Annotated in this window: 17 protein-coding genes; 10 read left to right on the top strand and 7 right to left on the bottom strand. The window is 63.1% G+C overall.

What is annotated here, in order from left to right:
* Positions 1 to 12: 12 nt before the first annotated feature.
* A complete protein-coding gene (locus tag F2P47_RS05510) occupies positions 13 to 828 on the top strand; it encodes a type 1 glutamine amidotransferase (RefSeq protein WP_185680962.1) in 816 nt (271 codons plus the stop codon).
* Here the strand turns inward: F2P47_RS05510 and F2P47_RS05515 are convergent.
* Positions 751 to 1,521, bottom strand: coding sequence for an SDR family NAD(P)-dependent oxidoreductase (locus tag F2P47_RS05515; protein WP_152215176.1), 771 nt, complete (start codon positions 1,519 to 1,521; stop codon positions 751 to 753). The genes F2P47_RS05510 and F2P47_RS05515 overlap by 78 nt on opposite strands.
* Positions 1,522 to 1,586: 65 nt before the next feature.
* Positions 1,587 to 3,401 carry a potassium/proton antiporter gene (locus F2P47_RS05520; protein WP_152215177.1) on the bottom strand — a complete coding sequence of 605 codons (1,815 nt, stop codon included), beginning with the start codon at positions 3,399 to 3,401 and terminating at the stop codon, positions 1,587 to 1,589.
* 211 nt (positions 3,402 to 3,612) lie between these two features.
* Here F2P47_RS05520 and F2P47_RS05525 point away from each other — a divergent pair, with 211 nt between their 5' ends.
* Both F2P47_RS05525 and F2P47_RS05530 read left to right on the top strand, forming a co-directional pair.
* A complete protein-coding gene (locus tag F2P47_RS05525; RefSeq protein WP_152215178.1) occupies positions 3,613 to 4,818 on the top strand; it encodes an acyl-CoA dehydrogenase family protein in 1,206 nt (401 codons plus the stop codon).
* Positions 4,819 to 5,062: 244 nt separating this feature from the next.
* Complete coding sequence (locus tag F2P47_RS05530; protein WP_152215179.1) at positions 5,063 to 6,265, top strand: acyl-CoA dehydrogenase family protein; 1,203 nt, start codon at positions 5,063 to 5,065, stop codon at positions 6,263 to 6,265.
* A 186-nt stretch (positions 6,266 to 6,451) separates the two neighbouring features.
* On the opposite strand, the gene F2P47_RS05535 is transcribed toward F2P47_RS05530, so the two are convergent.
* From F2P47_RS05535 to F2P47_RS18030, 4 genes are all read right to left on the bottom strand, one after another.
* Positions 6,452 to 6,652, bottom strand: a complete 201-nt coding sequence (locus F2P47_RS05535; RefSeq protein ID WP_152215180.1) for a hypothetical protein — start codon at positions 6,650 to 6,652, stop codon at positions 6,452 to 6,454.
* A 72-nt stretch (positions 6,653 to 6,724) separates the two neighbouring features.
* Entirely contained in the window at positions 6,725 to 7,165 is a 441-nt protein-coding gene (locus tag F2P47_RS05540; RefSeq protein ID WP_185680963.1) for a MaoC/PaaZ C-terminal domain-containing protein, read from the bottom strand.
* Positions 7,166 to 7,305: 140 nt separating this feature from the next.
* Positions 7,306 to 8,508: an acetyl-CoA C-acyltransferase gene (locus F2P47_RS05545; RefSeq protein WP_152215182.1), complete on the bottom strand. Its 1,203-nt coding sequence runs from the start codon at positions 8,506 to 8,508 to the stop codon at positions 7,306 to 7,308.
* A gap of 194 nt (positions 8,509 to 8,702) precedes the next feature.
* On the bottom strand, positions 8,703 to 8,846 hold the full coding sequence (locus F2P47_RS18030; RefSeq protein WP_152215358.1) for a YjbQ family protein: 144 nt from the start codon (positions 8,844 to 8,846) through the stop codon (positions 8,703 to 8,705).
* A 164-nt stretch (positions 8,847 to 9,010) separates the two neighbouring features.
* Between F2P47_RS18030 and F2P47_RS05555 the strand changes: the two genes are divergently transcribed.
* The 3 genes from F2P47_RS05555 to F2P47_RS05565 are packed head-to-tail and all read left to right on the top strand — an operon-like array spanning position 9,011 to position 10,353.
* Positions 9,011 to 9,430 (top strand): PaaI family thioesterase, encoded by a 420-nt coding sequence (locus tag F2P47_RS05555; RefSeq protein ID WP_152215183.1) that lies wholly within the window; start codon positions 9,011 to 9,013, stop codon positions 9,428 to 9,430.
* The gene (locus F2P47_RS05560; RefSeq protein WP_152215184.1) at positions 9,427 to 9,894 is read left to right on the top strand and encodes a PaaI family thioesterase; all 468 of its coding nucleotides are present in this window, start codon (positions 9,427 to 9,429) and stop codon (positions 9,892 to 9,894) included. Before F2P47_RS05555 ends, F2P47_RS05560 begins: the two co-directional genes overlap by 4 nt.
* Positions 9,895 to 9,939: 45 nt before the next feature.
* Complete coding sequence (locus F2P47_RS05565) at positions 9,940 to 10,353, top strand: GFA family protein (RefSeq protein ID WP_152215185.1); 414 nt, start codon at positions 9,940 to 9,942, stop codon at positions 10,351 to 10,353.
* A gap of 58 nt (positions 10,354 to 10,411) precedes the next feature.
* On the opposite strand, the gene F2P47_RS05570 is transcribed toward F2P47_RS05565, so the two are convergent.
* Complete coding sequence (locus F2P47_RS05570; RefSeq protein ID WP_152215186.1) at positions 10,412 to 11,278, bottom strand: crotonase/enoyl-CoA hydratase family protein; 867 nt, start codon at positions 11,276 to 11,278, stop codon at positions 10,412 to 10,414.
* Positions 11,279 to 11,422: 144 nt separating this feature from the next.
* Between F2P47_RS05570 and F2P47_RS05575 the strand changes: the two genes are divergently transcribed.
* From F2P47_RS05575 to F2P47_RS05590, 4 genes are all read left to right on the top strand, one after another.
* Positions 11,423 to 12,280 carry a MaoC/PaaZ C-terminal domain-containing protein gene (locus F2P47_RS05575; RefSeq protein WP_152215187.1) on the top strand — a complete coding sequence of 286 codons (858 nt, stop codon included), beginning with the start codon at positions 11,423 to 11,425 and terminating at the stop codon, positions 12,278 to 12,280.
* A 73-nt stretch (positions 12,281 to 12,353) separates the two neighbouring features.
* Complete coding sequence (locus F2P47_RS05580) at positions 12,354 to 12,806, top strand: styrene oxide isomerase (RefSeq protein ID WP_152215188.1); 453 nt, start codon at positions 12,354 to 12,356, stop codon at positions 12,804 to 12,806.
* 129 nt (positions 12,807 to 12,935) lie between these two features.
* A complete protein-coding gene (locus tag F2P47_RS05585) occupies positions 12,936 to 13,940 on the top strand; it encodes a GlxA family transcriptional regulator (protein WP_152215189.1) in 1,005 nt (334 codons plus the stop codon).
* Complete coding sequence (locus tag F2P47_RS05590) at positions 13,930 to 14,550, top strand: DJ-1/PfpI family protein (protein WP_152215190.1); 621 nt, start codon at positions 13,930 to 13,932, stop codon at positions 14,548 to 14,550. The genes F2P47_RS05585 and F2P47_RS05590 overlap by 11 nt, the downstream gene beginning before the upstream one ends.
* Positions 14,551 to 14,553: the final 3 nt, after the last annotated feature.

Consider the following 14,553-nt stretch of genomic DNA (forward strand, 5'->3'; position numbering starts at 1 on the left):
AAGAAGTTCCCCATGCGTATCCTCTTTCTCGTCAACGACACCATGTCGCCGCCCGGCGTACTGCTTGAAGAAGCACGCGCCAGAGGAGCCGATTGCGACGTCCGGCTCATCCATTACGGCTTCGGCGATCCTTCGCTGCCGCTCGACGAGGTGCCGGAAGGGCATGAGGCGCACGACGCGCTCGTCATCATGGGCGGGCCGATGGGCGTCTATGAGGCCGATAAATATCCCTTCATCGACAAGACCAAAGCTCTCATCTGCAGCTTCCATGAAGCAGACAAATCGGTGATGGGTGTCTGCCTCGGCTCGCAACTGGTCGCTTCCGCCTTCGGCGGCAATGTCTACAAGATGAAGGATTTCGACGAGTTCGGATTCCTGCCCCAGACATGGCTTGACGCCGCGACGGAAGACGCACTGCTCCATGACGCGGAGCCGGAACTTCCGATCGTTCAGTGGCATCACGACACGTTCGATCTACCCGACGGCGCGGTGCAGCTATCGACGCGGCCGATCTGCCGCAACCAGTCGTTCCGCATCGGCAACAAGACCTACGCGTTCCAGTTTCATCTGGAACTCACGCGCGAGACGCTCGAAGAGTGGATGGCCCAGAGGGCGACCTACACAGGCGTGGAGCTTGCCGAGATCGAGGCCGCGATCGGACCGATCGAAGCTGTGCTCGACCCGCAGCAAGCCTTCGCGCGGCGCGTCATGGCGAGGTGGATGGGGCTCCAGGCCCCTCCTACCGCCGCCTCAGAAATTCACGCGACGGGTCAGGGCGCCATCGACCACCATGTTGATGCCGGTGGTGAAGGAGGAGGCGGGGCTTGAAAGGAAGACGGTCGCATTCGCGATGTCCTGCGGGGTCGCCATGCGGCCTGTGAGGTTGCGATCCATCGCGCCCTTGAAGACGTCGGGCATGTGCTGCTCGATCATGTCCCAGACGCCGCCCTTGAAATAGACCGTACCCGGAGAAACGGTGTTGACGCGGACATGTTTCGGCGCCTTTTCCCGGGCAAGACCCTTGGCGAGATGGATCTGCGCCGCCTTCATCGCACCGTAGGAATTGGGGGCGTCGGTCTCGGCGGCGGAGATCGACGAGATGATGACGATCGATGCGTCGCCATTTTTCTCGGCCGCCTTTTCGAGAAACGGCATGGCCGCTTCGCTGGCGCGCACGGCACCGAGAACGTCGATCTCGAAGCCCGCCTTCCACGCCGCTTCCGTGTTGCCATTCTGAAGCGCCGAGGCGTTGGAAACGAGAATATCGATACCGCCGAGAAGCTGGCCCGCCTCGGCGATCCACGCCTTGAAAGTCTCGCCGTCGGCGATGTCGACCACGCCGCCAAAGGCCTTCACGCCCTTCTTTTGCAACGCCTCGACCGTTTCGTTCACCTGAAGCTGGTTGCGCGCGCAGATGGCGACATCGGCGCCTTCCGCCGCCAGCGTTTCGGCGATGGCCCGGCCGATGCCGCGCGTCGCGCCGGTGACAATGGCCTTCTTGCCCTTGAGATGCAGATCCATGGTTCTCTCCCCTGAATTTTGCTTTGGTAGGAGTGTAGGCAGTTATTCCGCCAGCGCCAGAAGCATCAGGACAGAAACAGATCCTTCACAGAGTTCCTGACCTCGGCAAGACGAAGGCGGATGCGCGTCGCGGCGCTTTGCGGCGGCGGCGGGTCGAGGTCGAGGCCGATGCGGCGTGGACTGCCATCCTCGCCGATAGAGAGGGCAACGAGTTCGACGTTTCCCGCCCGGATGCGGGCGCCTTCGTCGATATCACGGCCGAGGCGGGCATGCATGAGGCTCGCCAGCGTGTGGTCGCGCTCATGCGGCGTGACCAGGAAGCCATACATGTCGGCGACGCTGCCCGCATTGGCGCTGCCGTCGAGCTTGAAGTCGACCGAGCCGATATCCTTGACGCGAGCCCGCGTCTTGCGGGCGGCGAACAGGCGGTCGAGCTGGGCGAGCGAGTGGGGTTCCGTGAGCAACATGACGATGTCACCTTCCCTGACGCCGTCGGAAGGCAGCGTGTTGCGCACCTGTCCCTCGCGCATGATCGAGATGATCTCGGTACCCTGCGGCAGCGGCATGCGCGCCATGCGGCGGAGCGCGGCGAGGCTCATGGGGTCGACCGTATAGGCGACGACCGTCTGGCCGACGCCTGCGGGCAGATCGAGTTCGACGCGGGCGCGGGCAGCGGGGCGCGGCGGCAATTCGACCTCGGTGAGCTTCGCGGCCCATGAAATCGTCCAGCCCTGAATGACGAGCGAGGCGATCACCACGACGAAGGCAATGGAAAAGATCGCCTGCGCGTGGCGCACATGCTCGAGCACCGGGATCGTGCCCAGGAAGATCGGCACCGCGCCGCGCAGGCCGACCCAGGAAATGAAGGCACGTTCGCTGCGCGCATATTTGAATGGCGCGAGCGACAAGAAGACCGCAGCAGGTCGCGCCACAAGGATCAGCACCGCCGCAATGGCAAGCGAAGGCACAAGCACGCCGACGAGCTTCGACGGCGTGACGAGAAGGCCCATCATCAGAAACATGCCGATCTGGGCGAGCCAGGAAAGCCCGTCCGAAAAGCGGCTGATCTCGACGGTGGCGCGGTGCGGATTATTACCGAGCGTGGTGCCGACAAGATAGATGGCAAGGAAGCCCGAGGCCTCGACCGACTGGGCGCCAGCGAAGACGACAAGGGCGAGCGCGCCGGCAAAAATCGGATAGATGCCCGCCGAGAATTTCAGCCGGTTGACCGCACGCAGCACGATCTGCCCGCCGACAAGGCCGAAGAGAAGGCCGCCACCCATCTGCCAGAGAAAATCGAGACCGAGCTGAAGCGCCGTCTCGCCCCAACCGCCCTTGGGAAAGCCATGCGCGGCAAGCCCCACCAGCGCCAGCGTCATGAAGATCGACATGGGGTCGTTGAGGCCGGACTCGACCTCCAGTGCCGAGCCGACACGCGGCTTGAGGCGCAGACCCCTCAAATGGAGCAGCAGGAAAACGGCGGCGGCGTCCGTCGGGCCGACAATGGCGCCGAGAAGCAGGGCTTCTGTCCAGCTATAGCTGAGCACGTAATGGGCGGCGACGCCCACGATTCCCGCCGTGACGGCAACGCCTGCCGTCGCAAGCACGATGGCAGGCGAGAGTGCATGGCGGAACTGCTCGCGCGTCGTCCTGAGGCCGCCATCGAAAAGAATGACCGCAAGGGCGAGCGAGCCGGTGAGATAGGCCAGCCGAAAATCCTGAAACTTGATGCCTCCCAACCCGTCCTCGCCCGCCAGCATGCCGAAGGCGAGGAAAACAAGCAGAAGGGGGGCGCCGATCCGCGAGGAGAGAACGCCCGCAAAGATCGAGAAGGTGATCAGGGCGGCCGCGATCAGGATGATGTGGTTGGCGAATTCCATGAAGTGAGGCAGCGTCCGGCGCGAAAAGGGGGGAGAGTCTCGGACGGCGCGGGTCGGGGACGCGCTCACCGCCCATAAACGAACGGGCGGCGAATGGCGAATGAACAGACCGACTTCTGGACCGGCTTCGGCTCGGGGTTATAGTGTAAGGAAAAGAACCGGCGAAACGAGCAAAAATGCGCCAGTTCGCCGATATCAGGGAGGAGCAAAGATGGATCTCGCCATGCGGCCCGAGGATGTCGCCTTTCGCGACGAAGTACGGGCATTTCTCGACGAGCAATTGACGGACGATCTGAAGGCGCATGCGAAGCTGACGCCAGGCATCCTCGCCGATCACGATCTCCGCGTTGAGTGGCTGAAGCGCCTTCATAAGCGCGGCTGGTCCGCCCCTTCCTGGCCGAAGGAATATGGCGGGCCGGGCTGGAACGTGATGCAGCGTTTCATCTGGTCGTCGGAATGCGCCGCCGCCGGCGCGCCGCTGGGTTCCAATATGGGCCTTTCCATGGTCGGGCCGACGCTTATGGGTCACGGCACGCCTGAGCAGCGCGCGAAATACCTGCCGCGCATCCTGTCGGGCGAAGACTGGTGGTGTCAGGGCTATTCGGAGCCGGGTTCGGGTTCCGACCTCGCCTCGCTCCAGTGCCGTGCGGTTGCCGACGGAGACGATTACGTCATCAATGGCACCAAGCTCTGGACCACGGGCGCGCATATCGCCAACAAGATGTTCTGCCTCGTGCGCACCGACCCCAAGGCAAAGCCGCAGGAAGGCATTTCCTTCATCCTGATCGACGAGTTCCCCGCGCCGGGAATCAAGATCGAGCCGATCATCACGCTGGCGGGCGACCATGAGGTCAATCAGGTCTTCTTCGACGATGCGCGCGTACCCCGCGCCAATCTCGTCGGCGCGGAGAACAATGGCTGGACGGTGGCGAAATACCTGCTCGAATTCGAGCGCGGCGGCGCGGCCCATGGCGCGAACCTCCGCAACTCGATCAACAGGCTCAAAGCCATCGCCACGACCGAGCGCGATGACGGGGAGCGGCTGATCGACGATCCCGCGTTCCGCCGCAAGATCGACGAAACCGATGTCGAGGTAACGGCGGTCGAGTTCACCGAGCACCGCATCATGTCGCAGCTGTCTAATGGACAGAACCCCGGCGCGGCCGCCTCGATGATCAAGCTGCGCGGCGCCGACACCAACCAGCGCATCACCGAACTCTGCGTCGAGGCCATCGGTTATTACGCTGCGCCGCATGTGCTCGAAGCCCGCAACTGGGGCTCCAACGTCGCCCCGGTCGGCCCGGAACATGCGCTCATGGTCATGCCGAAATATCTCAACACCCGCGCAACGACGATTTACGGCGGGTCGAATGAGGTTCAGCACAACATCATGGCGAAGCTCGTGCTGGGGCTCTGAAACCCGGATTTCTCTCGACAGGTCATCCCGGCGAAAGCCGGGATGACGATGAGAGGGTGCCGTCCCACCCGCTCCATCCAATACCCGCGACTCCTGACGTAGCGTCGCCCATGCGCGGGACGGAAATCCGCAAGCCGCCCGGCAGAACGGGCTTGCCCCTCCCCATCCCCCTCGACAGACTGCCCCGACAAAGCCAATGCCAGCGCTGTTTCGGGCGCGGACATGACAAGAAAAGACGGGGAAAATGGATCTCAATTTCACGCGCGAAGACGCTGCATTCCGCGACGAAGTACGCGCCTTTCTCGACGAGAAGCTGACGCCGGAACTGAAGGAAGCGGGCAGCCTGACCACCAGTGTCTTCACCGACAAGAAGTGGAATCTCGCCTGGCAGAAGATCCTCTATGAAAAGGGCTGGGTCGCACCCGCATGGCCGGTCGAATATGGCGGCACGGGCTGGACGGAGATGCAGAAATATATCTGGGCGTCGGAATGTGCGCGCTACGGCACACCACATCTTTCGCCCATGGGGCTGCGCATGTGCGCGCCGGTGCTGATGAAATACGGCACGCCGGAGCAGAAGGCGTTCTTCCTGCCGCGCATCCTCAAGGGCGAGGACTATTGGTGCCAGGGCTATTCGGAGCCGGGATCGGGCTCGGACCTCGCCTCGCTCCAGCTTCGCGCGGTCAGCGACGGCGACGACTATGTGCTCAATGGATCGAAGATCTGGACGACACATGCCCATTTCGCCAATCGCATGTTCTGCCTTGTACGGACGAAATGGGACGGCAAGCCGCAGGAGGGCATTACCTTCATACTGCTCGAAATGAACACGCCCGGCATCAAGGTTGAGCCGATCATCACGCTTGCGGGCGAGCACGAAGTCAATCAGGTCTTCTTCGACGAGGTGCGCGTGCCCAAGACGAACCGCGTCGGGCCGGAGCATGAGGGCTGGACGGTGGCGAAGTATCTGCTCGAATTCGAGCGCGGCGGCGCCTATGCGGCGGGTCTCGCGGTCGGCATCGAAAAGGTGCGCTCCATCGCATCGGCCGAGCGCTCGTCGGACGGCGACCGGCTGATCGACGATCCGTCCTTCCGCCGCAAGCTCGACGAGACCGAGATCGCGGTGAAGGCGATGGAAATCACCGAGCACCGTGTGATGTCTGAACTCGCGGGCGGCAAGAACCCCGGCCCCGCCTCATCCATGCTCAAGACGCGCGGCACCGAGACGACGCAGGCGATCGACGAACTCGCGGTCGAGGCAATTGCCTTCTACGCCAATGCCGACCAGCACGACGCCCGTCAACCCGGCTCCAACGTCGCGCCCATCGGCCCCGCCCACGGCCTCACCGCCGTGCCCCGCTATCTCAACAACCGCGCCGCCTCGATCTACGGCGGCTCGAACGAAATCCAGCGCGGGATCATGGCAAAGCTGGTGCTGGGGCTTTGAGCTCTCGCGATTAAATCAACCGTCATGACCCGCTTCATGCGGGTCATCCACGTCTGCCTTGTTGCTGCATCGCCAAGACGTGGATGGCCCGGTCAAGCCGGGCCATGACGGCTAAGAGACTAGAACAAGTGCCCCTAGTTCCCTGCCTTCGCAAGGATAACATTGGCGCTCGCGAGCCGCGCCTCGTCAGCCGCGCCGGAAAAGTCCGATCCTTTCGGCCTCTTGGGTCATCGCGCGCTCGGCAGCCACGAGACACTCTTGCGCATCCAACGCGGCTTGATGACGTTGAACATCGTCCGGATTCTCATTGGACAACCGCACTGCTTCGTTTTTCTTTTTTTCCAGCGCTTCACATCTGGCCCGAAGCTCATCAAGTTTTTGATGCATGACGCTCTCCTTTTTTGCCTAACGATGAGCCTGCCATTGAAAAGCCCTGACGCAAGCGGAATTTCATCGGACCTACCTCTTCCGCGCGATTAGCAGCGTCGTCGTCTGCGTGAAGACTGTCTCGCCGTTCTGATTCAGGAGCGTATGGCGGTTCTTCACGACGCCGCGGTCGGGTTTCGATGAGCTTGGTTTCGTCTCGATGCATTCGATGACGAGGCGGAGCTGGTCGCCGCGTTTGGCGGCTTTGTGGAAACGCACCTCGTCATAGCCCAGCGCGCCGATGACGGCGGTTTCTTCCGGCAGGCGCGCGGCGAGCCAGAGAACAACCGACTGGATGTGCGAACCGCAGGCGGTCAGCGTGCCGTAGACGGATTTTGCGGCAGCTTCCTTGTCGATGTGGAAGGGCTGCGGGTCCCACTTCTTTGCAAAGGAGACGATTTCATCTTCCGTCATGTCGTAGACGGCATCGATCTCGTGTCGTTCGCCGACAACGAAGTCATCAAAATAGCGCATCTCACTCCCCTCCGCATCTCGCGTAAAGATGGATCCCGGCCTTCGCCGGGATGACAGCTGAATATGGGGCGAGGCCGGGGCACCGCCAAAGAAAAAGGCCCGCCGTTTCCGACGAGCCTTTCTCATTCAGGCGTTTCGAATTACGCGAATTCGAACAGACCCGCAGCGCCCATACCACCACCGATGCACATGGTGACGACGCCGTACTTCACGTTCTGACCGGCTTCGCGACGGCGACGGCCTTCGAGCAGGATGTGGCCGGTGCAGCGCGCGCCGGTCATGCCAAAGGGATGGCCGATCGAGATCGAGCCGCCATTGACGTTGTACTTCTCGGGGTCGATGCCGAGGCGGTCGCGCGAATAGAGGCACTGGCTCGCGAAGGCTTCGTTCAGCTCCCACAGGTCGATGTCGTCGACCTTGAGGCCGTGACGGGCGAGGAGACGCGGCACGGCGAAGACCGGGCCGATGCCCATCTCGTCGGGCTCGCAACCGGCAACCGCGAAGCCGCGGAAAATGCCGAGCACGTCGGACCCACGCTTCTCGGCTTCCTTGCGTTCCATGATGACGACGGCAGCGGCACCATCCGAAAGCTGCGAGGCGTTGCCGGCGGTGACGAAGTTGCCTTCGCCGCGCACGGGCTTCAGCGAGGCGAGGCCTTCAAGCGTCGTCTCGGGACGGTTGCACTCGTCCTTCGTCACCGTGACGTCGACGATCTTCTCTTCGCCCGTCGCCTTGTCCACGACCTTCATCTTGGTCGCCATCGGAACGATTTCGTCCTTGAACAGGTCGGCGGCCTGGGCGGCGGCGGTGCGCTGCTGCGAACGGAGCGAGTATTCGTCCTGATATTCGCGGCTGACGTTGTAACGCTTGGCGACGATGTCGGCGGTCTCGATCATCGGCATCCACAGCGCCGGATAGGTCGCCATCAGCTTTTCTTCGGTGAGGTTCTTCGTGTTGATGCCACCCATGGAGACGAGCGAGATCGACTCGACGCCGGCGCCGACCGTGATCGGCACGTCTTCGTTGAGGACGCGGCCCGCCGCGATGGCAATGGAGTTGAGGCCCGACGAGCAGAAGCGGCTGACCGTGAAGCCCGAGGTGGTGACGGGGCAGCCGGCCCAGATGGCGGCGAGACGGCCCGTGTTCATGCCGGTCGCGCCTTCGGGGCTGCCGCAGCCCATGACGACGTCTTCGACTTCGCCCGGCTCGATGCCGGCACGCTCGATCGCGTGCTTGACGGCGTGGCCACCCATGGCGGCGCCATGGGTCATGTTGAAGCCGCCGCGGCCGGACTTTGCGAGGCCGGTGCGCGCGGTGGAGACGATGACTGCTTCTCTCGACATGAAGTTCTCCCGGAAGGGGGTTGGTTCCTATCGCCCGCGCAGCCTTATGATTTTTATGAGCAGCCGCCCCGGCGAGTTGAGGCGCACCATAAACGGCGGCTTACGGGTTCGGAAAGAAGAATTTCCCAGAGGCCGCTGCGTCTAGCGGCAAGCAGGCTGCAGCGGCCGAATAGGCATTATGGAAAATAAAAAGGCTATTCGCCGATGAAATGGCTGGCGATTTGGCGGAGCTGGTGCCGAGGCACGAGCCGGCCGAGCGCGTCGGACAGGTCCGTCAGCACATCGGAACCGGCATTTTCCTGAACAAGAATGAAAGCCAATGTGTGACGGATGAACAGGGTAGAAAGCCACGCCCGCTCGTCCGGAAGGAAAGAATGGTGGCCGCCTCACGCATGGGATTCGATCCTGATGGACGGCGGACCACTCTTGCCCCTTTTCGCATCGGCACTCGCCCTTTAAGTAGGGGGCTCCTTCCCATTACTCCAGTTCAGGCAGCTTTCCCATGAGTGACGTTCCGCCCGGCTTCGCGCCCGTCCAGTCGAAAGGTTTCGGCGGCTTCACGGGGCCCGTCTATCGCGGGCATGACGCGAAGGGCGAGGTCTTCATTTTCGATGTCGCCGCACAGCACCTGAACGGCGGCGACAGGCTCCATGGCGGCATGATGATGACGCTCGCCTCCATCGTGCTCGGCGAGGCCGCGAAATCCGCCGCCGAAAAAAGCGAGCCCGGCGCGGACGCCCGCGCCCTGTCGCTCAATTGCGACTTCGTCAGCGCGGGCGAAAGGGACGAGCGCGTCGAATGCCGGGCGACCATCACGCGGGCGACGCGTAGCGTGCTTTTCATTGCGGGCGAACTCTGCGTCGGCTCGCGCATCCTGATGAGCGCCACCGGCGTCTATGCAATCAAGCGGGCGGAAGCGTGACCGAGACGAGCCCAAAGACCCTGCGGGGACCGGGACCTCTCAAACCCCTCATCGACGCGCCCGCGCCAGAAGGCTTCACGCCCGTCGATCTCTTCGATCCATTCGAAGCCTTTGTCGGCCCCTTCTTCGAGCGCATCGAGGAAGACGGCACACGAGTCTCCGCTTTCCGCATCGACGAACGTCATGTCCGCGAGGACGGTACCGTGCATGAAGGCATGATGCTGACCTTCGCCGACGCCTTTATGGGCGGGACGGCATGGCGAGCGAAGAACGACCGGCCTTGCGTCACGTTGAGCCTGCAGGCGAGCATCCTTGCCGACGCGAAACTCGACGACGTCGTGACCTGCCGCGCCAGGGCCGATCACCAGACCCGGGCCATCGTGTTCGTGTCGGCCTCTTTCTGGGTCGGCGAAGACAAAGTCATGACGGCGACGAGCCTGTTCAAGGTGCTCGGCGAACGCTAGATTCCTCCCCACCGTCCGGAGAGACGGCACCAGAGAGAGGAACCAATGCCAGCACCCCATACGGGCGGATGTCTCTGCGGCGCCATTCGCTACGAAGTGACGAGCGAGCCCGTGGCCGCCGCACTCTGCCATTGCCGCGATTGCCAATACGTCTCGGGCGGCGAACCGGCCGCGGTCGTCATCGTGGCCCGCGACGCACTGAAGATCACAAAGGGTAAGCCGAAGAGCTATTCGGTCGTCGGCGACAGCGGCAAGCATGTGACCCGCCAGTTCTGCGAGAATTGCGGCACACCGTTGTTCAGCGACGTCGAAGCCAATCCGGCGATCTGGGTCGTGAAGGCCGGCTCGTTCGACGATCCGAGCTGGATAAAGCCGGGCGCGATTTTCTATACATCCTCGGCGCAGCCTTGGGCCCATATGGACGCGAACCTGCCGCAGTTCCCGAAGATGCCGGGCTGAGGCAGCCGCCTGCTTTCCCTTTCATCATGCCCGTTTCATGCGGGGCATGACGTGAAGGTCAGATCGCATCCTTTACCGGCAGCAGGTCGTCGAAATTCGGCTCGCGCTTCTCGGCCTTGGCGGTGAAGCTCTCCATCATGTCGTGCGGCTGGAACATGCCGGTCTGCCAGACGGCGATCTGACGCAATCCATCCTCGATCGTATGGTCGCGGGCATAGTTCAGCATTTCCTTCGAGCCATGCACCGCAAGCGGCGAACGCGCTGCAATCTCCCTGGCGATGGCGAGGACGCCTTCGAGCATCTGCTCCTGCGTGTCGAAAACCTGATTGACGAGACCGCATGACTTCGCTTCATCCGCAAAGAGGCGTCGGCCTGTATAGGCGAGTTCGCGCACAAGCCCCTGCGGCATCAGATGCGGCAGGCGCGGGAAGGTACCGACATCGGCCGTCATGCCGATATTGATTTCCTGAATGCAGAAGAAGGCGTCCTTCGTGCAGTAGCGCATATCGCAGGCAGACGCGAAATCGACACCGCCGCCGATGCAGCCGCCCTGCACCGCCATAAGCACGGGGATGCGCGCCTCGTCGAGGCACCCGAACGTCTTCTGGAGCTTCAGCACCGTCTTCATCAGGTTCGCGCGGACGCGGCCCGTCTCGGCGCCCTTTACGTCGGGACCCGACGTAAAGACCGAAAGATCCATGCCGGCGGTGAAATGCTTACCCGTGGAGGAAATCACGATCACGCGGGCGAGCGCGCCGTCGTCGATCGCCTGCACGATTTCCGGCAGCTCATGCCAGAAGGCGCGGTTCATCGCGTTCATCTTCTCGGGCCGGCTGAGCTGAATATGAGCGATCTTGTCCCTGATCTCGACTTTGAAGCACTCGAAGGAGCGCTCGGCGAGAGGCTTCGTTGACGTTGCGGACATGGCGTTTTCTCCGGATGCGGTGCGTATTTTGACCTTTGATAGCATGGAGCGGAACACCCCGCGAGGCCGCCCGCGATCTTGCGCAAGCCCCGCTTTCCGGCTTTGCTATGTCCCAACAAGCACAAAACTTAAGGGAGGGCTCTCATGGCTATCAACTACGACAAACTCATGGGATTGAAGGCCGTCGGCCAGGAGTTCCAGTATGGCGACCGCGAGACGATGCTCTACGCGCTCGGCGTCGGCTTCGGACGCGATCCGCTCAACGCGAACGAGCTGCCTTTCGTCTATGAAAGCGGCCTCAAGACCGTGCCGACACAGGCAACCGTCATCGCCTGGGGCGCGGGCGCGATGCGCGACAGCGGCATCAACTATATGATGGTGGTGCATGGCGAGCAGAAGCTGACGCTGCACAAGCCGCTGCCTTCCGCCGCAAAGATCAGCGTCGACAGCTCCGTTCTCGGAGCATGGGACAAGGGCAAGGACAAGGGCGCGATCATCGTCACCGAAAGCGTCATCAAGGACAAGGCGAGCGGCGACAAGCTCTGCACGCTGCAATCGACGATCTTCGCCCGCGGCGACGGCGGCTTCGGCGGTCCGCGCGAGGGCGCGCCCGAGCCGCACAAGCTGCCCGAGCGCGCACCCGACCTCACCGTGGAGGCCGATACACGGCCCGATCAGGCGCTGCTCTATCGTCTTTCCGGCGACCGCAATCCGCTGCACGCCGATCCGCAGTTTGCCAAGGCCGCCGGTTTCCCGAAACCGATCCTGCACGGGCTCTGCACCTATGGCACCTGCTGCCGCGCAATCATCTCGTCGGAAATCTGCAACTACGATCCGACGATCATCACCGGTTTCGATGTGCGCTTCTCCTCGCCGGTCTTCCCCGGCGAAACGGTGCTGGTCGACATCTGGAAGGAAGGCAACATCGCGTCTTTCCGGGCTCGCCTCAAGGAGCGCGACGTGACCGTCATCAACAACGGCAAGTGCACGCTGAAGGCTTGATGCATCGGGATGCACGGTGCCTCATGGGTCCCGTGCGTCGCCTGCCGATTTATTACGGGCAAGGGGGAAGAGGATGGAGAAGAAACTTCAAGGGCTGTTGATCGCCAATGGTGCGCTCGTGCTGCTCGCGGGCTTTGTGGCAGGCTTCCCCTATGGGAGCACGGTGGTCGCTTCGCTTGCAGCCGGCGTCGCGGCGAGCGACTTCACCGAGCCGCTCCGCGCATGGCACATGGCGCATCTTGAGGGTGTACTGAACGGCATCCTGATGTTCGCCGCCGCCGCGGCCGCCAGCGCGCTCACCCTTTCGGCCACGTCGCAGCGCGTCATCCTCTGGGGCCTCATTGTGTCGGGCTGGACCAACATCGTTGCCTCGACCATTTCGGCGCTGACTGGCGGGCGCGGAACTGCCATCACCGGGCTCGACTGGAACACGCTCGACTTCCTGCTCTTCATGGCCGGCATCCTCGGCGCGGTGGCCGCGGTCATCGCGCTCGCGCTTGGTGGGCTCAAGGCGTGGCGCGGCTAAGGCAGCGCTGACGGCATCTGCTTGTCTGGCAGAAAACGCTTGTTATTTGTCATTTCCGCCAGGCCCGCCCAAGCCTAGTCTTTGGGCATGACCAGACCCCGGACAGCGAAGACGCCAAGGCGCGTATTAATGCTCGGATTCGAGGATGCCCAGATCCTCGATGTGACCGGGCCATTCCAGATTCTGGAAGCCGCGCGGACAAAAGCGGGAGAGCCCGCCTATGAGCTAGAACTCGTCGCGCCCGAAAAGGGGGCATTCCGCACGAGCTGCGGACTGACGCTCACGGCCTCGCGGGGGATCGACGAGATGACCGACGAGGAGTTGGGCCATGTCCATTCCTTCATGGTGGTCGGCGGACAAGGGACCCGCAGGCTTGTCCAAGATGCGCGCGTGATCTCCTTCATTCAGCGCGCCTCGGCAAAGGCCCGGCGCACGGTTTCCATCTGCACCGGCGCGCTCCTTTTAGCAGGTGCCGGTCTTCTCGACGGCAAGCGAGTGGCGACACATTGGGCCTTTGCCGGGACGCTCCGCCGCGATTTCCCACGGATCGAGGTCGATGACGACGCGATCTATCTGCGACAGGGCAAGGTCTGGACCTCGGCGGGCGTGACGGCGGGCATGGACCTCGCGCTCGCGCTTGTCGAGGAGGATCTCGACCGTGAGACAGCGCTCGCTATCGCGCGGCATCTCGTGATGTTTCTGATGCGGCCGGGCGGGCAATCGCAATTCTCGGCGCAGCTTGCCGCGCAAGCGGTGGAGGACGAGCGTATTGCCCGGATCTGCGCCCATATCGTCGAGACGCCCCGCGGCGATCTTTCCGTCCCCTCGCTTGCCGCCCGGGCAAATATGAGCGAGCGCACATTCGCGCGGCGCTTCACGGAGGCGACGGGCCTCACGCCTGCACATTTCGTCGAACGGGCGCGTCTCGACGAGGCGAGGCGGCAACTTACCGAAGGCGCATTACCCATCGAGATGGTCGCGCACCAGGCCGGATTCGGACAGGCGGAGCGCATGCGCCGCGCCTTTCTGCGACACCTCGGCGTTACGCCGAACCGCTACCGCGAGCGCTTCCGCACCGCGAAGCGACCCATCGCAAACTCAATCGCACCGGAGGACAGACGGCATGTCTCGTGAACGCACCATCGGCATTCTCATTTTCGACGATGCCGAGGAACTCGATTTCGTCGGCCCCTATGAGGTCTTCACCATGTCGAACGAAATGTTCGCACGCTCCGAGAACAGGCGCCCCGACAAGGTGCTGTTGATTTCGGAAACGGGAAGGACGGTGACCTGCGCCAAGGGCATGAGGGTCGAACCCCACGCCGCAATCGGCGATATCGACAGGCTCGACCTGCTGCTCGTGCCGGGCGGACAGGGCACACGGGTCGAGGTCAACAACAAGGCGATCACCGACTGGGTCGCGCGGATCGCCGGGACCTGCGAATGGGTGACGAGCGTCTGCACCGGCTCGCTCGTGCTGACTGCCGCCGGCCCCGCGAAAGGCAAGCGCATGACGACACACTGGGCGTTCATCCCGACGCTGCGGGAGCGCGGCGAAGCAGCCGAAGTGCTCGAGCGCGTGCGCTATGTGCGCGACGGCAATGTCGTGACCTCAGCAGGGGTGTCGGCCGGGATCGACATGGCGCTCTGGCTCGTCGGCCAGATGCACGGAGAGGATCATGCGAGGGCAACGCAACTCGGCATGCAATACGACCCGGCGCCGCCTTACGCAGCGGCGGTTTGACCC

Source organism: Parvibaculum sedimenti (assembly GCF_009184905.1).
Lineage (GTDB): Bacteria > Pseudomonadota > Alphaproteobacteria > Parvibaculales > Parvibaculaceae > Parvibaculum > Parvibaculum sedimenti.